This is a genomic window from Roseibium sp., assembly GCF_965276855.1.
In the GTDB taxonomy this organism is placed as follows: Bacteria; Pseudomonadota; Alphaproteobacteria; order Rhizobiales; family Stappiaceae; genus Roseibium.
The window spans coordinates 4842590-4861895 of the sequence record NZ_OZ255700.1 but is presented as its reverse complement, the minus strand read 5'-3'; the positions used below and the strand labels follow the sequence as shown (position 1 = coordinate 4861895).

Here is a 19306-nt window from a genome sequence, read left to right as displayed (position 1 = left end):
GTCGCGGAATTCCATCAGTTAAGGCCGCATGGACTTCTTTGAAAAGCCACAAAAACGACATTTATGTCGGATTTAAAAACATAAGTGTCAATTTTGCTTGTTTCTGCGGATTTGCGCTGATAACGGACCAGAATGAACACAGATCTGATCAGCAAAACATCGGGATGGCGCGGGTCTCGCGACATATGGGTCCAGGCGGCTTATGAAGCGCTTTTGAACGGCGGTATTGACGCAGTGAAAGTCATGCCCCTTGCCGACCGGCTTGGTCTGTCGCGCACCAGTTTTTACGGCCACTTTTCAAACAGGCAGGATCTTCTGGACGCGCTTATCACGCTTTGGCAGACCAAGAACACCGGCAATCTCGTCCAGCGAACCGAGGCTTACGCAGAGACCATCACGGAAGCGATGCTGAACATTTTCGATTTGTGGCTCATGCCGGAACTGTTCGATTCCCGCCTGGAGTTCGCCGTTCGGAACTGGGCGCACACCGACCCGCAGCTGGCAAAACTTCTGAACGAGGCCGATCAGGTGCGCGTCGACGCTTTGGAAGCTCTGTTTTTGCGGTTTGGCGATGCGCCGCAATACGCAAATGTGCGCGCGAACACCGTTTATCAGACCCAGATCGGCTACATCTCGATGAAAGAAGATGGACCGTCCGAACCGCTGGAACCGCGCCTGGCACGCATGCCCCACTACGCGGAGATTTTCACCGGAAAACCGGTCTCAGACGCCGAAATCGCCCGCTTCCGCGCCCGGCATCCGATTGCTCGACCTGTTTAGATCTGCACATCCGGCCGGAGATTTCAGTCTCTACCCGTATTCATAGGAAGCCTGTTTTCGAACCAAGAAATAGATCTGGATCGAAACTATCAATATCAACAGCGGCAGAAATGACGAGAGATACCTTGCTGCTGCCACTGTTAATGCAACTTGCCCATCGCTGAACAGCATCATTTGAACAAGCGGGGCAATCCACAGACCACCAGCGGTGATCTGCAGATGCCGCGGCCAGCTTGGCACAAGCTGAAGGACCAAAAGCGAGCTGGCACTGATAATCAGCCAATCGTAAAACAGGAAAGATGGCGATGCCGCGGCCATGGCCATGAGACACACTGGAACTGCGAACTTCCGCGATAAGGTCCTGGCGGCATACCAGATGCCTCCCCCGCATAGGACCAAGATCAGGATTTGCGCCCAAACCCTGTAGTCACTTGAAAACCAAAGCTTCCCAAGCGACTGACTGACTGTGATCATACCGACATAAACTTGGTTGAAATGACTGGATCCAGATCCATCGGTGAAGGTGCTGATATAGCTTTCCCAGACTGGCCAGCCAAATCTGAGAATTGATAGGCCGATTAATGCTGCGGTGACAACCGCAGCTATCCAAAACGTACGCCAGTCTTTCTGGCCGATCAGGAAGACCGGAATGAGAAGGCCAAATTGCGGTTTGATTGTCGCTGCTGCCAGCGCCAGTCCGCTCAGCACAGGCCGGCTATCACTGTTCACCAGAGCATAGACGATCAGGAAGATGACGATTGGTGAAATCTGGAGCAATACCAGGGAGCTGTAGGAGCCATAGACAAGAAACGTAAATACAAATGGGCTGAAGCCAAGCCTCAAGTCCGCAACCCTGACGATCCCGTAGATAGCGACAAGGTTTGCAAGAAGCACGACCACTCGTGCCATCTGATAGGGCAGGAAAGCCAAGGGTTCGAAGATCAGCAAAGCATGTGGCGGATTGAGAAAAAGAAGGCCCCGGTTCAATTCTGAAAACGGCCGAATGAAGACTGCTGGATCGTATACGAGATCTGCCTGGCCGCCCCTCGCCAGATCTCCTGCCCTGTAGAAGGCCAAAAAGTCTTCCCGCCCGACCCGATCAACGCCGCCGAGAAAGTCAAAGAGACCCTGGCTCTCGGTCACAAAGAGGGAGAGGACAGCAATGGCCGATGTGACGACAAAAAACAAAAACAGCGGCCCGCCAAAGCTTTTGTTGAGCGCATCAGCATCCAACACGTTCAGGTATTGAGCCCGCACAGCCCTCATCACCCGAAAAAAAGACCCCATAAGCCGATCCTTGAAATGCTCTTAATCGCCTAACACTTCATCTGCACAAAGACACGTCAGCCAAGAACCGCTCAACATTGGTTTGATAATGGCGGTTGGCACACGGTGAAAAAATGCCTGTCATTTTGCAATTCAAGCGCTAAACGCCCGGCGAACCTAATTATCCTTGTCAGCTTTCGGCTTTTCGGTTGCCACATAGGCCAAGGGAAGAGCGGTCGTGTTCTTGATCTGCTCCATCGCGAAGGTGGTCGAGACGTCAGAAATGTCGATCTTGGCGATCAGTCGTTTGTAAAACGAGTCGTAGGCTTCAATATCCGGCACCGCGACCCGCAGGAGATAATCCACCTGCCCCGCCATGCGGTAAAACTCGACCACCTCGGGAAATTCCTGGATCACGTCTGCAAACTTTTTCAACCAGTCTTCCGAGTGCTGGCTCGTGGTGATTGCGACGAAAGCCGTCACCTTTGCATTGACCTTGGCCGGATCGAGCAACGCCACCCGGCCCGTGATCACACCATCTTCTTCCATCTTCTGGATGCGGCGCCAGCACGGAGTGGTCGATAGCCCAACCCGCCGGCCGATTTCGGCAACGGGCACGGTGCAGTCTTCCTGAAGGATGGAGAGAATACGGCGGTCTATGCGGTCGATCATGGTTTGGCCTGAGAAAACGCAGCGTCACCAAGCTTTGGGACGCTCCAAAATGACAGGATTCTTTTTGCCTGCCGGGTACAGATCCCGCAATACCGTTCTACATGGGGGGGACGCAAGAGAAATTGAGATTTTTCTTCCAATTTCGGAGCTGAATTCGCTTGAAACAGCACCCGCACAGTGCAATTTCCACGGTCGAATAGAAATTTATTCGAATTCAGGAAGGAGACCGGCATGACACGCTTGCACCTTGGCACAAAAGCGATTGTGGCCGCCGCATGTGCTATCTTGTTTCAGGTCACAAGCCTGACCGGTGTCGCACAGGCGCTGGACGCATCTCCTTTGGTCAACGTTGAGTGGCTTGAGACCAATCAGGGCGATGAAAACCTGCTGATCCTCGACATTCGCTCCCCGCTCGCCAAGTCCAGTAAAGACGATTACCTGAAAGGTCATATTCCAGGAGCTGTCTGGAGTGAATATCCAGGTTTCTGGCGGACCTCGCGCGGCGATGTGACTGGCGTTCTGCCGTCGATTGAAAAGCTGGAGGCTTCGCTATCTGAACTCGGTGTTCATGAAGATCGGACTGTCGTTCTGGTTCCTGCAGGCACATCTCACCTCGATTTTGGGGCTGCGACCCGGATCTACTGGACCTTCAAGTATCTCGGCCACGATAAAGTCGCCATTTTGGATGGTGGCCACAACGCGTGGGTAAAAGCCGGCAAACCCCTTGAAACAGGAGAAGTCGTGCCAGAGGGTGACATGTTCATTGCCGAGCCACGTCCTGAGCTGCTGGTTTCGACCGACGATGTGGCGTCCCTTATTGGTGGGGATGCCGTTCTGCTCGACGGCCGGCCGCTGGCACAGTTTGAAGGCACAGAGAAGCACAAGGATGCAACCCGCTTCGGTCATCTGCCGGGCGCAAGCCACTTCGACCAGGCACAGTTCTACGACACTGAAAGCGACCAGTTGAAGCCGCAGGCAGCTTTGGCCTCACTGGCAAAGAATGCCGTGTCCGACTCTGACGCACCGGTTGTCTCTTACTGCAACACAGGTCACTGGGCCGCGACGAACTGGTTCGTTTTGAGCGAGCTGCTTGGCCACGAGAATGTCGCTGTTTATGACGACAGCATGGTTGGTTGGAGCCAGCAAAAAGACCTGCCGATCTCAAGCCCGAAAACGGCAACGAACTAAGGCTTTTCCCCTGGGGCCGGCATGGCATCCAAAAATGTGCCGCCCCTCACCTTACGCCCGGCCCAACAGCCGGGCGATTTCTTTTTGAAGGACCGGCAAAAGCTCCGCTTCGAACCACGGGTTCTTTTTAAGCCATGAATTGTTGCGCCAGGACGGATGGGGCAACGGCAGCACAAGCGGACGGTCAGACTGTCCACTTTCCTGAAAGTAGGTCTCCCATGCAGCAACGGTCTCCGTCAAAGAGCCCTTGCGCGCCTTACCCAGATGGTAGGCCTGTGCATATTGCCCGATAACCAGGATCAATTCGATTTGCGGCATGGCTGCAAACACACGATCGTGCCAGACTTTTCGGCATTCCGGGCGCGGTGGCAAATCCCCTCCCTTGGCATCCAGGCCAGGGAAACAGAACCCCATCGGCACGATTGCCAGCAGGTCCGGATCATAAAAGACATCTTCCCCAATCCCCATCCAGGATCGCAGACGATCTCCGGACGGGTCTGTAAAGGGGCGTCCGCTCTTGTGCACACGGGTCCCAGGTGCCTGGCCGCTAATGCAAATCCGCGCCGTCGAAGATGTTTGGAGAACCGGCCGAGGCTCATGCGGCAAGGGCGCCTTATCCGGCTTCTCGACACAAATCCGGCACGCGCGCACTGCGTTTGAAAGAGCTTCAATTTCTTCGATTTTCGTCAATTCAATCAATGCCTTAATTTTAGTGATCCGGTTAACGCTTTGCTTACCACAATTCTAGGGACGATCTTAAGGAATGGTGAGTCAAAACAAGGAAACAAGCATAATCGAAATAACCAATTGAACACCTTGGGCAGGCCGAATGGACACCGCTGCGTCAGCAAAAGACGACGACAGTCAGGCGATTGACCGGGACCGTGCGCGCCGCCGGCGTGAGATGGCCCGCTCGGCCGGAAATGTCCGCAGCCGCCTCGGCACATCTGACCGGCAGCACTCAACCTTTGAACTGGAACGCCAGCATCTCTTTGCCGACACGCGCATCAACGCTGCTTTTGCAGTCCCACTGCTGGTGCTTATCGTCACCGCCATTTCGGTGATCTGGCTGAACCCGTTTTTTCTCGGTGCCTGGCTCATTGTTACCCTCTGCACGCACCTCCTGATGGTGGTCACGTGCCACTCTTATGAGCGCGCGCCGTCCGACCAAAAGGCAAGGGTCTATTGGCGCCGCCGCTTCACGCTCGGCGATATGCTTTATGGATGCGCGTGGGCAGTGTTTTTTCTCCTGCCGCGCTCCGACAATGCGGGCGACGGCTTCGTGATCTTTCATTTTGCGACGCTCCTGATTGTTGTTGCAATGAACACAATGCAATCGGCGACCCTGCCGCGGTGCCTGTTGGCGAGCACCCTGCCAATGACGCTTGTCGTCACAGCGAGTTTTTTGCAGCAGATCGACCCGATCCATTACACGCTGGCCGCCATGGCAATTGGCGCGCAGGGTTTCTTCTTCATTCTTGGCAACCAGCTCTTGAAGAACGCCAACACCATGCTGGAGTATCGCGCTGAAAAGGACCATCTGATTGCTGAATTGGAAACGGCCAACGCCATGTCGGACGAAGCACGCCGCCGCGCTGAAGCTGCAAACGTTGCCAAGTCACGGTTTCTTGCCACGATGAGCCACGAACTGCGCACACCGCTCAACGCGATCCTCGGATTTTCCGAAATCATGAAGGATGAAGTGCTCGGTCCGATGAAGAACGACACCTACAAGAGCTATTCCGCCGATATCCATGGCTCGGGCCAACACTTATTGAATCTCATCAATGAAATCCTCGATCTGTCGCGGATTGAAGCGGGCCGGCATGAGCTTCAGGAAGAATCGCTCTATCTGGAAGAGGTCGTGGAAGAGTGCGGGTCGATGATGACCGTGCGTGCCAACGCCAAGAACATCATGCTCCATCGCACCCTCGAACCGGACATGCCTAGGGTGTGGGCCGACGAGCGCGCCCTGCGGCAGGTCGTCCTCAACCTCATTTCAAACGCGGTGAAGTTCACACCGGTCGGCGGCGAAGTGCACATCAAGGTCGGCCGAACCAGCGACGATGGGCAATATGTTTCCATCACCGACACCGGCCCAGGCATCCCGGAAGACGAAATTCCAACAGTGCTGGAAGCCTTTGGTCAGGGATCTCACGCCATCAAAAGCGCAGAACCCGGCACAGGCCTTGGGCTGTCGATTGTCCAGGCGCTCGTTGGAATGCATGACGGCAAATTCGTAATCAAATCTCAGCTGGGTGTCGGCACCGAGGCAATCATGTCCCTGCCCCGCGCCCGGGTGATGAACTATTCACCGGACGTCGTTTGGGCAGACACGGACAGCACCGACTTCGACCTTGAGAACGCGCGCAGCGCATAAGACCGTGAGACGCGTTTCGTCACTCCGACTTTTCTGAAACACCGGCATCTGCGAAGGTTGCCATACCCGAATGCACCTCGGCCGCGGTCTTGATGATCCCGGCCGCCAACGCAGCTCCGCTACCTTCGCCTAAACGCATGCCGAAATCGAACAGCGCATCTTTGCTCATATGGGACAGCGCCTTGGCATGGGCTTGTTCGGCAGAGACATGCGCAAACAGGCAATGATCCAGCCCTTCCGGATCCATCGCGTAAACCACCGCAGCAGCAGCCGTTGCAACGAACCCATCCACCACCACGGGAACGCGCTGAAGGCGCGCGGCGATGATCAGTCCGGCCATGGCTGCGATTTCACGTCCGCCAACCTTGCGAAGCACTTCCAGCGGGTCTTTTTCGCCGTTCAGCCGGTTCACGGCCTTTTCAAGGGCGTCACGTTTGCGCGCCAAACCTTCGTCATCTACGCCGGTGCCACGGCCAATCCAGTCGGCAGCCGATCCGCCAAACAGGCCGTTCAAGACGGCAGCTGCAACGGTCGTGTTACCAATGCCCATTTCGCCGAGACAAATCAGATCGATACCGCCCGCCAGCGCTTCCATACCGTAAGCCATGGTGGCCGCGCAGTTGGCCTCATCCAACGCATCTTCCTGGGTGATGCTCGGTGTGGGCATATCAACGGCAAGATCAAACACCTTCAGGCCAATGTCGTTGACCCGGCAGATCTGATTGATAGCCGCTCCGCCAGCTGCGAAGTTTTCGACCATTTGCCGGTTCACCGCACTTGGAAATGCTGAAACGCCTTCGTCCGCAACGCCATGTGCCGTTGCAAAGATCCCGACCATCGGCCGGGTGATTTTCGGCGGGGCCTTGCCGGACCAGGCCGCAAGCCATTCCGCGATCTCTTCCAGACGGCCCAAAGACCCGGCGGGCTTGGTGAGTTCTGCATCCCGAGCCTTCACCTTCTGAAGCGCCTCTTCGTCCGGGCCAGGCATGGACTTGACCAGGTTGCGAATATCGTCGAAGGGCAGCGCGGTTTCGGACAGGGACATGGTGCTCACAGTTCCGGTTGGTGGGCGGAAAGTTAGGCCGCCTCTTGGTCTCTTCAAGAGGCCGTTCTATAACCGGCCCCTAATAAAACTCAAGCTCCGGACCGAACAGGATGCCGTCTGAAAACGACCAAAACACTGAAACTGCATCCGAAACAAAGCCGGAGTTTTCTTGGGATCACCGGACGAACACAACGGCTTATCTTGCTGCGCTCTTCTCCGACATGGCCGCCTGTGTCCGATTCTTTTCGCGTATGCCTCTTGAGAAGATCAACGCAGCGGATGATCCGGCGGCGCTTCCGGATTTTGCCCGGATCTCGAGAGCTGCTCCGCTCGCAGGTGCGTTTGTCTCCCTTCCGGCTGCCGGCTTGCTGCTGGTTCTTGGAGCAACCAGCCTCCCGCCACTCGTTGTCGCCGTGATAGCCACAGCCGTCCTCACGATCGTGACCGGCGCTTTGCACGAAGACGGCTTGAGCGATGTTGCCGACGGTTTTTTCGGAGGGGCCACGATCTCCAAGCGACTGGAAATCATGAAGGACAGCCGAATCGGGGCCTTTGGCGCAATTGCACTGGTCTTTGCCATTGTTCTGAGGGTTGCTTTGATCGCAGCTTTTCTGGACCGGTTCGGAGCCGCGGACACGGCCCTGCTTATTGTGACCAGTGAAGCGTTCAGCCGGTTCCTGATGGTATGGCAATGGCACCGACTTCCCCTGGCCCGGCCCGATGGACTTGGGGCCCGGTTCGGCAAACCGTCTGATGCCGCCCTGCGCCAATGTGTTCTGGTTATGTTGGTGCTTTTGCTCCCGGCCCTTCTTGCTTTGCCGCTACAAGCTGCCGGAATCGGTATTGGGATCGCCGGCGCTGCGGCTTTGAGTGTGGCACAGGTGGCACTGTCCAAGATCAATGGAACCACCGGAGATGTCCTTGGGGCAATTCAGCAGATCAGTGGGCTTGGATTCCTGACCGGAGTGCTTATGGTGGCCGTGTAATCAGGCGGTGATCCGGACCGAGCAAGAGGCGTGGCCGTTGATGTTGAGTATTTCAGTTCCCGCGCCGGCGAGACTTGCCCTATCAGTACTGCTGGTCGCGCTTCTCGTCAGCGCCTGTGGCAGCCGTCCAACGACAGGCGCTCTTGCAATCAATACAGAGCCCGCCGCTGGCGCTCAGGATCACGATATCCTGATCGTCACTACGCGCGAAAAAGACCCAACTCCAAATACTTTCTTCAACGGTGAACGCTCTCCGACCATCAATTATGCGGAAGCGACGATCTCCGTCCCGCCAACCCACAAGGCCGGTGCGGTCGAATGGCCGCGCGAACTTCCCGGAAACCCCAAAACGGACTTCGTGGCCCGCAAGGCCGGGTATATCGAGGATGAACAAGCATTCTTGAGGCAGTTGAACCAGCAGCTCTCTGAGCTCCCCAAAGGCAAACGGGACGTGATGCTATTTATACACGGTTACAACACGTTGTTTGCTGAAGGCCTCTATCGATTTACGCAATTCGTGCATGATTCCCAGGCCCCGGTTGTCCCGGTTCTGTTTACCTGGGCTTCGCGCGGCCAACTCCAAGGCTACGTCTACGATTTAAACAGCGCCGCGCTGGCGCGCGACAGCTTGGAGCAAACCTTCCGTCTGCTCGCAAAAAGCAAAGCGGACAGCATTTCGATCCTTGCGCACTCAATGGGCAATTATTTGCTGCTGGAGACCGCACGCCAAATGCCTCTCGCGGAACGCCGCCAATTCGATAGAAAGGTTGGCAGCGTTGTTCTGGCGGCTCCGGACATTGATATTGATCTCTTTAAATCCAGCCTTCGAAAACTCGGGAAGCCGCCAAAACCTTACATCATCGTCGTGTCCAGAGACGATAAGGCCCTTCGCCTGTCCCGGGCCATAGCGGGCGGGGTTGAGCGGGTCGGCGCCTACTCAGATGACGAGGAACTGGCGGAACTCGGGGCGATCGTCTTTGACGTGACCGAACTCGACGCTGGTGAAACCTCCAGCCACAGCAAGTTCGCGGCCTTGGCCGAGTACTCTCCTGGCTTGCGGGATGCCTTGCTGAAAAGTGGCTTGACCGATCAAAACAGCGTCACCGGCCCGAAAACCCTAGGCGATGATCTCGGCAGTTTTGTCGGCAACACCACACAGGCCGCTGTCACGCTTCCAATCAAAATCGTAGCAGCGCCATTTACACTGGCGACCGGTGGATTCTAAGAGTTGAGAATTGTGAAATTCTTGAAAGAAGCATTGGCAGCACCAGCTTCAAACGCCATATGGAAACCATGAAGTCACCTTGCATCAAAATCTGCCAGATCGACCAGGTCAGCCGCCTGTGCACCGGATGTTTCCGCACGCTTGATGAAATTGCGTCTTGGAGCACCTATGACGACGCCCGGCGGCAAGCGATCATGGACAGCTTGGACACCCGGCGCATGCGTTTTTCTGCCGGAGAAGCGGCGCTCACGTGAACGGGCGCGGACAGTACCGGGGCTTTGCACTTGTCATCCTGATCACGGTGATGGCGGCCGCAGTCTTCTATTTCTTCTTCGGCGATCCGACAGACCCCGAAAATCTCAATTTCGACGACACCGGACCGCGGGTTGTCGCACTCTCGACACTTGCCTTTGTCTTCCTGGCAAGCTTCATCTTTGGACAGCCGAAAGTGCGCGACATTATTCAAGGAACGCTCTTCTGGGGCGGTTTATGCGCCTTGCTGGTGGTCGGCTATACCTACCGGACTGATCTGGTGCAGGCCGGTTACCGGGTCCTTGGCTCTTTGGCGCCGGGTATGGCGGTCACCCAGGCAGACGGCTCGATCCTGATCGTGCGGGACGCCGGTGGGCATTTCGTGGTCGACGGCCGCGCCAATGGCCGGAAAACAAGCTTTCTGCTCGACACAGGCGCGAGCGCCGTTGTCCTCACCTATCAAGATGCGGCCAGGGCCGGAATTCCGGAACGCGATCTGTCGTTCACCGTGCCGGTGGCGACGGCCAACGGGCGGACACTTGTTGCCCCGATCCGGATCGACAATCTGACGATCGGCGATCACACCTTGCGCAATGTCCGGGCGTTTGTTGCTCGGGACGGCTCACTCGGTCAAAGCCTGCTCGGCATGACCGCGCTCGACCGCCTCCGAAGCTGGCGCATCGAGGGCGACCGGCTGATCATGAATCCATAGAAGATAGCCAAAGGCTACTCGGCTGCATCCACTTCGAAATTCGTGGGGCTGACGGCTTCGAGTGCCTTTTCGACCACCTCAAGGCCTGCGCCCGGTTTGATGGCTTCCACTGTCAGGATACGGCGCCAGGAGCGCGCACCCGGCCGGCCATGGAACAATCCAAGCATATGCCGGGTCATGTGCGCCAGTTTCACGCCTTTGGACAACTGATCGTCCAAATAGGTCATATGCCCCCGCACCGCATCCCACGGCGTGACGGTCTCGGTCTCTGCGCCATAAAGGCGGGCGTCGACTTCGCCCAAGATTTCGGGTGAATGATACGCGGCCCGGCCATACATCAGGCCATCCAGCGTCTTGAGATAAGGCTCGCCCTGGTCAAGCGTATCGAGACCGCCGTTGAGGCCAATGAACTTGTCCGGAAGGCGCTGTTTCAAGCGCACCACCCGGTCGTAATCAAGCGGCGGAACATCCCGGTTTTCCTTCGGGCTCAAGCCTTGAAGCCAGGCCTTGCGGGCGTGTACCCAAAGCGCGTCGGATCCGGCGGCGAAGGTCAGATCGGCAACGGCATCAAGCGCCGGCTCCGGGTCCTGATCATCAACGCCAATCCGGCATTTGACGGTCACCGGAATAGCGACTGCCGCATTCATCGCTAAAACACAGTCCGCAACAAGCTGCGGCTCTTCCATCAAGCACGCGCCGAACCGCCCGGACTGAACCCGGTCGGACGGACACCCGACATTGATGTTGACCTCGTCATAGCCGAAGTCTTCCACGATCTTTGCCGCTTCTGCCATTGCTTGCGGATCAGACCCGCCAAGCTGGCACGCAACCGGATGCTCCAGATCGGAAAACCCTAAAATATGCTCCCGGTCACCATGAATCACCGCGCCGGTCGTGACCATTTCGGTGTACAGCAGCGCATGCGCCGACAAATGCCGGTGGAATGCGCGGCAATGGCGGTCAGTCCACTCCATCATTGGTGCGACTGCGAAGCGCGGCTGATGGGCGGTGTAAAGGCGATCACGGGTTGTCATGGCGCCTCCATATCACTTGGCCGCCTTGAACGCAAAATAGCGAATTCTGCGGATGTTTTGTGCGGATTGGAATCAAGCCCGGCGCTCGTTCCGCCGGTTCGCTCACTCTTGGGCGGTGGGATGACCGCCTCCTTCAGCTGACACAATGCCAGTCAAAGATAGGTATGTATTTTTTCAATAACTTACAGATTTTGATCCATCAGAACATATCAGGCCATCTGCTACATTCGGCTTGCCGTTGACAAGCTTCAATGATTAATTGGCGCTCCTTTTCGGAGTACTTCATGAATTCGGCAGCCCCCACGCCAAGGTCCAATGCCCGGGCCGGTATCACCCTGATATGCGCAGGGGTTATTTGTCTTTGCGTCAGCGACGCGATTGCCAAGGCCTTGTCCGCCAATTACCCGGTCCTGCAAATCCTATTCATAAGGAACCTGATCGCGCTGCCAATTGTTGTCGCTCTGATCTGGAAGCTGGCGGGGCCTTCCGCGCTAAAGTCGCACAAACCGGTCGCTCATTTGGTCCGCGGCGGTGTCTGGGTGCTGGCGGCCATGACGTTTTTCACCAGCTTCCGGTATCTAGGTCTGGCCGAAGCGACGACCCTCGTGTTCATCGCGCCCATTTTCATCACGGCGATCTCGGCCTTGTTTTTGAACGAGCAAGTCGGCTGGCGCCGTTGGTCCGCCGTGATGGTCGGGTTTATCGGTGTCTTGGTGGTCGTCCGGCCAGGTGCAAGCGCTTTTCAGCCAGCCCTGCTTCTGCCGCTTGCAACGGCTTTTCTCTACGCCGTCTTAATGCTGAGCGCACGGCTGGTCGATGAGCGCGAAAGCGTCTGGACCTTGATGCTCTACCTGGTAGGGTCCGGCGGGTTGATCAGTGCGTTGACCATGCCGTTCCTATGGGTGCCGCCGCGGGCAGAAGACGCGCTTTTGTTTCTCGGAATTGCAGCTTTCGGGACGGCGGGTGTAACCATGCTCACCCAGGCCTTTCGCGTTGCCCCCGCGTCCACGATCGCGCCGTTTGAATACACCTCGCTATTGTGGGCGACCTTGCTTGGCTGGATGTTTTGGCGGGAGATCCCGGATACCTGGACCTATATCGGCGCGGCGATCATCATCGCCAGCGGGATCTTCATCGTTCTGCGGGAAAGCCGGTCGCAGCCTTAGGTCTGTCTGTGCCCCATTTTCAAAAAGGCCGGGATCGCTCCCGGCCTTTAAGCTTTATACGCGCTGCGTGAAGGTCGTTTCCTTGACCAAGGTGGCATAGTCCTTGGCGAGATCGAGGAACGTATTGTAGCTCTTTTGAACTTCCGCAAAGCGCGGATTCGCTTCCGCGTTTTCCGCCATGACTTCTGCAACAGCCGTCTTGAGTGCCGCGATCACATCACCAGGGAAAGCACCAAACGTGACACCGTCTTCCTGGAGACTCTTCAAGGACAGAGCATTATAATAGTCAAACTGCGCAGTCGTCTCGACGGAAGCCGCAGCGGCGGCATTCTCAATCACTGCCTGAAGATGTGCCGGAAGACTGTCATAAGCGTCTTTGTTAACGACAATCTCAAGGGCCGCGGACGGCTCGTGGAAGGCCGGGACATAGCAGTATTTGGCAACCTTTTGCAGACCGAACGCCTGATCGAGCAGCGGACCAACCCACTCTGCTGCATCAATCGCACCGGACTGGAAGGACGGGAAGATTTCCGGAGGCGGCAGGAGAACCGCATTGACGCCGATCTTGCGCATGGCTTCGCCGCCAAGGCCTGCAATCCGCATGTTCAAACCGGCAAGGTCTTCAAGGCTATTGACCGGGTTCTTGAACCAGCCAGCTGCCTGGACACCGGAACTGCCGGAGTAGAAAGGCTTGAGGCCACGCTCGGCGTAGATCTCGTCCCAAAGCTGCTGGCCGCCGCCGTACTGAAGCCAGGCTGTCGTTTCAACCGCCGTCATGCCAAAAGGCACGGCAGAAAAGAAGTGAAGGGCCGAGTTCTTGGAAGCCGCATAATACGGGGTGGAATGGCCGATCTCGGCCGTACCCTGCTCCACGGCGTCTTCAACACCAAAGGGCGGTACCAGTTCGCCGCCGGAGAAGACTTTCAGCGTCAACTGACCATCCGACATAGCGTTGACGCGGGCAGCGAACGTCGTGGCATTTGTTCCAACGCCCGGCGCCTTGGCCGGAAACGACGTTGGCATTTTCCACTCGATCTTACCCTGCGCAATCGCTGGTGCTGCAAGCATTGCAGCAGGTGCCGCAACGGCCCCAGCCCTTAGGAAATCACGTCTTTTCATGGAAAGTCTCCCTCAGATGATTTCTATTTAAACAAGACGTCCGGCAGCCAGGTGGCCAGAGCCGGAACAGCGGCCACAAGGGCCAGAGCAAACAACTGCAAGCCAACGAACGGAAGGACCGAAACATAAATGTCCCGTGTCCTGATCGTATCGGGCGCAACCGATCTGAAATAGAACAAGGCAAAGCCGAAGGGCGGCGTCAAGAACGATGTTTGCAAGTTGAGCGCGATCAGAACGGCGAACCAGACCGGACTGATGTCCGTCTGCAGGATGATTGGCCCAACGATCGGCACAACAATGAAAATGATCTCGACGAATTCAAGGATGAAACCGAGCAAAAAGATCACGAGCATCGTGAGGAGCAGCATGCCATAGGCGCCGCCCGGCAGAGATTGCAGCAACTCGGAGACATGTTCGTCGCCATTAAAGCCGCGGAAAACCAGGGAGAGGATACTTGCGGCAATAACAATGCCGAAAATCATGCCAGTGATGATGACTGTCTCGCTGAGGGCAGAGCCCAAGACATCCCGGTGGGGCAAAGCCATCACGACCGCGGCAAGCAGCGCGCCGAGCACAACAACCGCCCCGACTGCGGTCAGTGTCGGCAGCGTCCAGGCGATCTTGCCACCGGCGAACTCAAGACCGAACAGTCCGCTTTGCCGAAGGATCAGGAGTAAAACTGCGAGAGCCGCACAGGCAGATGCCACCCAAAACGCACGCGCACCCTGCCCGGCCGCTGCTATCACCAGTGCACCGGCAACGCCAACGCCGGCCGCCTCCGTCGGTGTTGCAACCCCGATCAAAATGCTGCCCAGCACAGCAATGATGAGACCGAGTGTCGGCGCGATGTTTTTTAAGAGCTCCGATAGCGAGGATTTGGGAGATTCTGCAGTCTCATCGGTCTCAGACGCTTTGCCGCGCAGATTCAAAAACACATAGCCGGTGTAAAGCGCCACCAGCAGAAGACCCGGCAACAGGGCACCTGCAAAGAGATCACCAACGGTGACCGGGTCAGGCGCAAAATTGCCAGCTTCCTGTTGCGCTTCGAAATAGGCGTTGGAGATCTGATCTCCGAGCAAAATCAGAACGATTGACGGCGGGATGATCTGACCAAGCGTACCGCTGGCGCAAATCAGGCCGCTGCTCATATGCTTGTTGATCCCTGCCTTCAACAACGCAGGCAGCGTGATCGTTCCGAGCATGACAATCGTCGCGCCAATGATGCCCGTCGAGGCCGCGATCAGCGCACTGACCAGAACAACCGCCAAAGCGAGCGCGGACTGATTGCCGCCAAGCGCGGCCGTCAGGCTTTTCAGCATTTTTTCCGCTTGCTGGGATTTCTCAAGCAACAGCCCCATCAACACGAACAATGGAACTGCGAGCAGGAGCGGATTGGTCATGACGCCGAAGACACGCTGCGGCACAGCCTGGAAATAACCGAGATCAAATTGTCCGGCAGATGCGGCGATTAAAGCAACGAGCGTCGGTGCGCCCGCGATTGCCAATAGGACCGGAACGCCGGAAAGGATCCCGGCAAAGACGGCCAGAGCCAGAACTACAAGCCAGAGAAGATCGGGATTCATGAAACGCTCCGGCGGACAACGCCAACAAGTCTTGTGAGCACAATCAAGAGGATCAATGCGGGGAGGATAACGAGGCAGGTCTTAACGACAAAAAGACCCGGGAGACCGCCGGTTTCCTGGGAGCCTTCCAGAATGAGCCAGGAGCTTTTGACAAGCGGGTACGCCGCCCACAGCATCAGCCCAAAGACTGGAAGTGCAAACAACAGATCCCCTGCTCGGTCAATGCTTTGGTTGACGCGGTCCGACCAGGTCTGTCGGAAAACGTCCACTCGTACGTGACGGTCCCGGTCAAAGGTTACAGCGACGGACAGTGCAACCAGCGCCGCAAACGAATAACTGACAGCATCTTGAAGTTCGACAAAGCCGACACCGAGCAAATACCGCATCAGCACCATGGCGAGTTGGCCGGCAAAAACGATGACGGCGAGCCCCATGCACAGCCAGCGCACCGCTTGTAACAAGTTTTGCATGAAAATTCCGAACTGCAACACGTGATTCCGACCATGTTGTAGCGGCTCAGCCTGTGATCCCGCAATAGCCCGTCCCGGTTATCGGCGGTACCAGCGTTTTCGCTTTTTGGTGATCGGTGAAACACACCGAACAAATGCCAGCACCACAAGCGTGCACAAAAAACGAAAGACACAGATATTGTAAACGAACGTTCGTTCGTTTAAATAAGCGCAGAGCACCTGACCATCCCAGCTTCGTGCGTGCTGCAACAGTTATGGAAACTTATCGAACTCTGCGGGCTTACGCCCTTTCCTCCTGTCTTAACCGGAGCATCTGCTCCAAAACTCAGGCCTCATTCAACATGCGCTTCTTAAGATCAATTATCGTCACCTCAAGTGTTTTCGCCGGTTTGGTCCTTGGCAGCCTGTCGGGCGCCCATGCGGCTTCCCCCCTTACCTATCAAATTGAACTCGATGGAAAACCGGTCGGCCAAATCGTACATGAATACGTTCAGCAGCCAGATGGCGGTCACGGATTGAAACTGTCCACTCAGATCGAAACAAAATCATTCTTCAGCAAGGTACGCATCAACAGCGTTCTGGAAGAAACAATCTCCGTTGACGGATATCTTGATGCAGCCTCCAACAGGCTGGTTGAGAACAAGAAAACCTATTGGACAAAGATTCAGCGGTCCGGCAGCAGCTATCTGGCATTTACAGCCGAGATGAAGACACCGGAACAGCTTGAAACCGAAGAGCTTGCAGGCTTGGCAAAGGAGGTCATTGCGACGGTTGTGCCGTACGCCGGGGATGCGATGGCTGTTGCCGGCATTCTCCTGTCAGACAAGCGGGACGCTCCGCAGCACAAACGCCTGACAACCGACCATTTCGATACATCACTGATCGGCCTGCCGCTCTATTGGCAGTCGAACGATTACGATTTGCCAAGCTCTCTGACGATCATCGACACGGAGGAGATGTCCGTGTTCAAGGCGAAGGTCAAAGATCTCGGCGATACGCAGACCTCGGTCGCAGGGAAAAACCTGACTGTTCGGCATATCCAACTTGATGTTGCCAATGCAAAACCGATGGAGGTCTGGATCGTGCGGCCGGAAACAGGTCCAGCCCATTTCTTCCAGATTTCAGGAGTGAGCGATGGTGCCAAATTCAAGGTATCCCTGACCGGCGCGCACTAGCAAATCAGACCTCCAGTTGAGACCACGTCGAACGCGTGGTCTCAGTCTCAGCAATCTGTGAATTTGCCGCATCTCTTTGAACCGTCGCGCCTTGCCGCAGCGCAGCAAGTGCGCTACGTCGGGGCCGTCCTTTCGCTTTTAGGCTGGATGTCGGGACGGCCCACCTCCTCCCGGGCGCTGCACCTCTTACCGGTTTGAAAGCAAATTCAAAATCCATTTCCTGGAGTTTATAAATGCTCGGCAAAAAAGTTCCTTTTGTCACCTTCCGCACCCGTGTCCGCGACGAATCCATCGAAGGCCCGAACCCGTTTCGGTGGGACGACAAGACAAGCGATGACTACTTCAAAGGCAAGAAGGTCGTGCTGTTTTCCCTTCCGGGTGCATTCACCCCCACCTGCTCTACCTATCAGCTGCCGGACTTTGAAAAACTGTTCGACGACTTCAAGGCCGAAGGTGTCGACGAAATCTACTGCATCTCCGTGAACGATGCCTTTGTCATGAACGCCTGGGCAAAGGCTCAGGGCGTCGACAAGGTCAAAGTCATTCCGGACGGCTCTGGTGAATTCACCCGCAAAATGGGCATGCTGGTCGCCAAGGACAATCTTGGCTTTGGCATGCGGTCCTGGCGCTATGGCGCGGTCGTCACCGACGGCATGGTAGAACAGTGGTTCGAAGAAGAAGGCTTCTCGGATAATTGTGAAACCGACCCATACGGCGTTTCGTCTCCGCAGAACATTCTGGAGAGCCTCAAGGCATCCAAAGCAAAAGCTGCTTAAACTGCTGCCTTATGGATCAAGCCCCGGCGCGGACTGCTCCGGGGCTTTTTTGTTTCCGGCAAAGCTTCAAAGAACATCGGCGCAGCCAGCAACAGTGTCCCCAGGCAAAATCGCAACGCTGCCGGCGGCCAATCCATCCACGATTGCATTCACCTGGTCTTCGACATCGGAAACCAGAGCCCTGTTGTGCTCGTCAACCGCCCAGCCGACGCCTTTGTCACGGGTTGTCATTACAACCAGGCCCGGTGTCCATGTGTTATCGATCGCAGCTTTCCAAGTTGCATAGGCCGCCTCATCGACCCGTTTCAAAGCACTGGTCAAAACGGTTCCTGGCAAAAACCCGTTTTTGTTAGCATCCACCATAATCACATGGGCATCTTGCTCTCGAGCGGCCCGTGCGACGCCTTCCGCGGCCATTCCGGCCGGTGCAAAAATCACGTCAGCCCCATCTGCAAACATCTTGTCTGCGATCGCCTTTCCACCTTGAATGTTCCGGAAGGCGTACATGTCCTGACCCACAAAAGATGACAACACACTGACATCAGCATTGGCATATTTCGCCCCGGCTTCAAATCCGCACATGAACCGGCGCACCGGTGGGATATCCATCCCGCCAATGGTCCCCACTGTCCCGGTTTTTGTCTTCAGGCCGGCAACATAACCTGCAAGAAATCCGCTCTCGTCATCCGCAAAGAGGATAGACCGGACATTGGGAAGGTCACTGATGACACCATCGATGCTTGTGAATTTGACATCCGGAAACTCCATGGCCGTGGTGCGAACGAGTTCCGAGCTCTCAAATCCAAGCGTCAGAATATGGTTCACACCGGACTTCGCGAACTGCCGGATGACGTTCATCGTCTCGTCCGGATCCGTGCTGATCCATTCCCGGATTTCAAGTCCAAACTCAGCCGCGGCCCGCTCAGACCCAATTGCTGCGAGTTCGTTGAAGGAACCATCCATCTTGGCATTCGTAAAAATAACAGCACCAACAGTCTCGGCGCGCGCGGGTACAACCCCGGAAAAAACGAGAAAAATAGAAACGGCAATCAGTCTCAATAACGTAATCTTCTGCATTCTCGCCTTTCTTCCGGCAATGATTGCTTGTGTTTCTACTGAATGAAAAGGCAATCAACGCGTCTAACCCGAAGCCTGCCAATACCGGAATTGTCGGGCAACTGAAAAATACAATTGAAATTTGAATTATTACCTAAGGTCAGCACATAGACCACTCAGTAGACAGGTAAGGCACGCTCGATCGCTCCCTGAAAAGACGACCCGGCCGCGGGATCGCAGCCGTTTTGACCCCTTGTTTTTTCGGGGCGGAGCGGCTATCAGAGACACGGCTTTTGGCTTTTAGTCCGGATTGAGACTCCGGCGCCGTTCGTCTTCAGAGCGCAACTCAAGCCACATTGCATTCAAGATCGCCAGACAGCAGGCGAGCGGCATTCCCAGGATCCAGGCAAAGTACCACATG

Annotated in this window: 20 protein-coding genes; 10 read left to right on the top strand and 10 right to left on the bottom strand. The window is 56.1% G+C overall.

The genetic code is table 11. The features are described from left to right. Positions 1–132 precede the first annotated feature (132 nt). On the top strand, positions 133–780 hold the full coding sequence (locus ACQY4Z_RS22525) for a TetR/AcrR family transcriptional regulator (protein WP_428525022.1): 648 nt from the start codon (positions 133–135) through the stop codon (positions 778–780). A gap of 30 nt (positions 781–810) precedes the next feature. Here the strand turns inward: ACQY4Z_RS22525 and ACQY4Z_RS22520 are convergent, their stop codons facing one another. Together ACQY4Z_RS22520 and ACQY4Z_RS22515 are read right to left on the bottom strand one after the other, a co-directional pair. After that, positions 811–2067: a glycosyltransferase family 87 protein gene (locus ACQY4Z_RS22520; protein ID WP_428525020.1), complete on the bottom strand. Its 1257-nt coding sequence runs from the start codon at positions 2065–2067 to the stop codon at positions 811–813. 156 nt (positions 2068–2223) lie between these two features. After that, positions 2224–2715 carry an Lrp/AsnC family transcriptional regulator gene (locus ACQY4Z_RS22515; RefSeq protein WP_428529645.1) on the bottom strand — a complete coding sequence of 164 codons (492 nt, stop codon included), beginning with the start codon at positions 2713–2715 and terminating at the stop codon, positions 2224–2226. Between the two features lie 234 nt (positions 2716–2949). Between ACQY4Z_RS22515 and ACQY4Z_RS22510 the strand changes: the two genes are divergently transcribed. Further along, positions 2950–3906, top strand: a complete 957-nt coding sequence (locus ACQY4Z_RS22510; RefSeq protein WP_428525018.1) for a sulfurtransferase — start codon at positions 2950–2952, stop codon at positions 3904–3906. Between the two features lie 51 nt (positions 3907–3957). Here the strand turns inward: ACQY4Z_RS22510 and ACQY4Z_RS22505 are convergent, their stop codons facing one another. Next, positions 3958–4605 (bottom strand): uracil-DNA glycosylase family protein, encoded by a 648-nt coding sequence (locus ACQY4Z_RS22505; protein WP_428525016.1) that lies wholly within the window; start codon positions 4603–4605, stop codon positions 3958–3960. A gap of 130 nt (positions 4606–4735) precedes the next feature. Here ACQY4Z_RS22505 and ACQY4Z_RS22500 point away from each other — a divergent pair, with 130 nt between their 5' ends. Then, on the top strand, positions 4736–6286 hold the full coding sequence (locus ACQY4Z_RS22500; RefSeq protein WP_428525014.1) for a sensor histidine kinase: 1551 nt from the start codon (positions 4736–4738) through the stop codon (positions 6284–6286). Positions 6287–6305: 19 nt separating this feature from the next. Here ACQY4Z_RS22500 and cobT read toward each other — a convergent pair whose 3' ends face one another. Further along, positions 6306–7331, bottom strand: a complete 1026-nt coding sequence (gene cobT, locus ACQY4Z_RS22495; protein ID WP_428525012.1) for a nicotinate-nucleotide--dimethylbenzimidazole phosphoribosyltransferase — start codon at positions 7329–7331, stop codon at positions 6306–6308. A gap of 110 nt (positions 7332–7441) precedes the next feature. On the opposite strand from cobT, the gene ACQY4Z_RS22490 reads away from it, so the two are divergent. From ACQY4Z_RS22490 to ACQY4Z_RS22475, 4 genes are all read left to right on the top strand, one after another. Continuing rightward, positions 7442–8317: an adenosylcobinamide-GDP ribazoletransferase gene (locus tag ACQY4Z_RS22490; RefSeq protein ID WP_428525010.1), complete on the top strand. Its 876-nt coding sequence runs from the start codon at positions 7442–7444 to the stop codon at positions 8315–8317. Between the two features lie 40 nt (positions 8318–8357). Then, positions 8358–9542 (top strand): alpha/beta hydrolase, encoded by a 1185-nt coding sequence (locus tag ACQY4Z_RS22485; RefSeq protein WP_428525008.1) that lies wholly within the window; start codon positions 8358–8360, stop codon positions 9540–9542. A gap of 68 nt (positions 9543–9610) precedes the next feature. Next, positions 9611–9796 (top strand): DUF1289 domain-containing protein, encoded by a 186-nt coding sequence (locus ACQY4Z_RS22480; RefSeq protein ID WP_209002176.1) that lies wholly within the window; start codon positions 9611–9613, stop codon positions 9794–9796. After that, positions 9793–10506 carry a TIGR02281 family clan AA aspartic protease gene (locus tag ACQY4Z_RS22475; protein WP_133947014.1) on the top strand — a complete coding sequence of 238 codons (714 nt, stop codon included), beginning with the start codon at positions 9793–9795 and terminating at the stop codon, positions 10504–10506. Before ACQY4Z_RS22480 ends, ACQY4Z_RS22475 begins: the two co-directional genes overlap by 4 nt. A 14-nt stretch (positions 10507–10520) precedes the next feature. Here the strand turns inward: ACQY4Z_RS22475 and dusA are convergent, their stop codons facing one another. Further along, positions 10521–11540, bottom strand: a complete 1020-nt coding sequence (dusA, locus tag ACQY4Z_RS22470) for a tRNA dihydrouridine(20/20a) synthase DusA (RefSeq protein ID WP_428525005.1) — start codon at positions 11538–11540, stop codon at positions 10521–10523. Between the two features lie 284 nt (positions 11541–11824). Here dusA and ACQY4Z_RS22465 point away from each other — a divergent pair, with 284 nt between their 5' ends. After that, positions 11825–12706, top strand: coding sequence for a DMT family transporter (locus ACQY4Z_RS22465; RefSeq protein ID WP_428525003.1), 882 nt, complete (start codon positions 11825–11827; stop codon positions 12704–12706). A 54-nt stretch (positions 12707–12760) separates the two neighbouring features. Here ACQY4Z_RS22465 and ACQY4Z_RS22460 read toward each other — a convergent pair whose 3' ends face one another. From ACQY4Z_RS22460 to ACQY4Z_RS22450, 3 genes are read right to left on the bottom strand one after another with little or no spacing between them, the layout of a single operon-like run. After that, on the bottom strand, positions 12761–13825 hold the full coding sequence (locus ACQY4Z_RS22460) for a TRAP transporter substrate-binding protein (protein WP_428525001.1): 1065 nt from the start codon (positions 13823–13825) through the stop codon (positions 12761–12763). 23 nt (positions 13826–13848) lie between these two features. Further along, positions 13849–15408: a TRAP transporter large permease gene (locus ACQY4Z_RS22455; protein ID WP_428524999.1), complete on the bottom strand. Its 1560-nt coding sequence runs from the start codon at positions 15406–15408 to the stop codon at positions 13849–13851. Further along, positions 15405–15878, bottom strand: coding sequence for a TRAP transporter small permease subunit (locus ACQY4Z_RS22450; RefSeq protein ID WP_428524997.1), 474 nt, complete (start codon positions 15876–15878; stop codon positions 15405–15407). The genes ACQY4Z_RS22455 and ACQY4Z_RS22450 overlap by 4 nt, the downstream gene beginning before the upstream one ends. Positions 15879–16219: 341 nt before the next feature. Between ACQY4Z_RS22450 and ACQY4Z_RS22445 the strand changes: the two genes are divergently transcribed. Together ACQY4Z_RS22445 and ACQY4Z_RS22440 are read left to right on the top strand one after the other, a co-directional pair. After that, positions 16220–17053 (top strand): hypothetical protein, encoded by an 834-nt coding sequence (locus tag ACQY4Z_RS22445; protein ID WP_428524995.1) that lies wholly within the window; start codon positions 16220–16222, stop codon positions 17051–17053. Between the two features lie 233 nt (positions 17054–17286). Further along, positions 17287–17829: a peroxiredoxin gene (locus tag ACQY4Z_RS22440; protein WP_428524993.1), complete on the top strand. Its 543-nt coding sequence runs from the start codon at positions 17287–17289 to the stop codon at positions 17827–17829. A gap of 66 nt (positions 17830–17895) precedes the next feature. Here ACQY4Z_RS22440 and ACQY4Z_RS22435 read toward each other — a convergent pair whose 3' ends face one another. Next, positions 17896–18906: a BMP family ABC transporter substrate-binding protein gene (locus tag ACQY4Z_RS22435; protein ID WP_306148478.1), complete on the bottom strand. Its 1011-nt coding sequence runs from the start codon at positions 18904–18906 to the stop codon at positions 17896–17898. 279 nt (positions 18907–19185) lie between these two features. Continuing rightward, positions 19186–19305, bottom strand: a complete 120-nt coding sequence (cydX, locus tag ACQY4Z_RS22430; RefSeq protein ID WP_428524991.1) for a cytochrome bd-I oxidase subunit CydX — start codon at positions 19303–19305, stop codon at positions 19186–19188. Position 19306 lies beyond the last annotated feature (1 nt).

Bases quoted from the DNA above. Each gene is read 5' to 3' on its own strand.
- ACQY4Z_RS22525 (WP_428525022.1), top strand. From the start codon at position 133: ATGAACACAGATCTGATCAGCAAAACATCGGGATGGCGCGGGTCTCGC.
- ACQY4Z_RS22520 (WP_428525020.1), bottom strand. From the start codon at position 2,067: ATGGGGTCTTTTTTTCGGGTGATGAGGGCTGTGCGGGCTCAATACCTG.
- ACQY4Z_RS22510 (WP_428525018.1), top strand. From the start codon at position 2,950: ATGACACGCTTGCACCTTGGCACAAAAGCGATTGTGGCCGCCGCATGT.
- ACQY4Z_RS22500 (WP_428525014.1), top strand. From the start codon at position 4,736: ATGGACACCGCTGCGTCAGCAAAAGACGACGACAGTCAGGCGATTGAC.
- cobT (WP_428525012.1), bottom strand. From the start codon at position 7,331: ATGTCCCTGTCCGAAACCGCGCTGCCCTTCGACGATATTCGCAACCTG.
- ACQY4Z_RS22490 (WP_428525010.1), top strand. From the start codon at position 7,442: ATGCCGTCTGAAAACGACCAAAACACTGAAACTGCATCCGAAACAAAG.
- ACQY4Z_RS22485 (WP_428525008.1), top strand. From the start codon at position 8,358: ATGTTGAGTATTTCAGTTCCCGCGCCGGCGAGACTTGCCCTATCAGTA.
- ACQY4Z_RS22480 (WP_209002176.1), top strand. From the start codon at position 9,611: ATGAAGTCACCTTGCATCAAAATCTGCCAGATCGACCAGGTCAGCCGC.
- dusA (WP_428525005.1), bottom strand. From the start codon at position 11,540: ATGACAACCCGTGATCGCCTTTACACCGCCCATCAGCCGCGCTTCGCA.
- ACQY4Z_RS22465 (WP_428525003.1), top strand. From the start codon at position 11,825: ATGAATTCGGCAGCCCCCACGCCAAGGTCCAATGCCCGGGCCGGTATC.
- ACQY4Z_RS22460 (WP_428525001.1), bottom strand. From the start codon at position 13,825: ATGAAAAGACGTGATTTCCTAAGGGCTGGGGCCGTTGCGGCACCTGCT.
- ACQY4Z_RS22455 (WP_428524999.1), bottom strand. From the start codon at position 15,408: ATGAATCCCGATCTTCTCTGGCTTGTAGTTCTGGCTCTGGCCGTCTTT.
- ACQY4Z_RS22450 (WP_428524997.1), bottom strand. From the start codon at position 15,878: ATGCAAAACTTGTTACAAGCGGTGCGCTGGCTGTGCATGGGGCTCGCC.
- ACQY4Z_RS22445 (WP_428524995.1), top strand. From the start codon at position 16,220: ATGCGCTTCTTAAGATCAATTATCGTCACCTCAAGTGTTTTCGCCGGT.
- ACQY4Z_RS22440 (WP_428524993.1), top strand. From the start codon at position 17,287: ATGCTCGGCAAAAAAGTTCCTTTTGTCACCTTCCGCACCCGTGTCCGC.
- ACQY4Z_RS22435 (WP_306148478.1), bottom strand. From the start codon at position 18,906: ATGCAGAAGATTACGTTATTGAGACTGATTGCCGTTTCTATTTTTCTC.
- cydX (WP_428524991.1), bottom strand. From the start codon at position 19,305: ATGTGGTACTTTGCCTGGATCCTGGGAATGCCGCTCGCCTGCTGTCTG.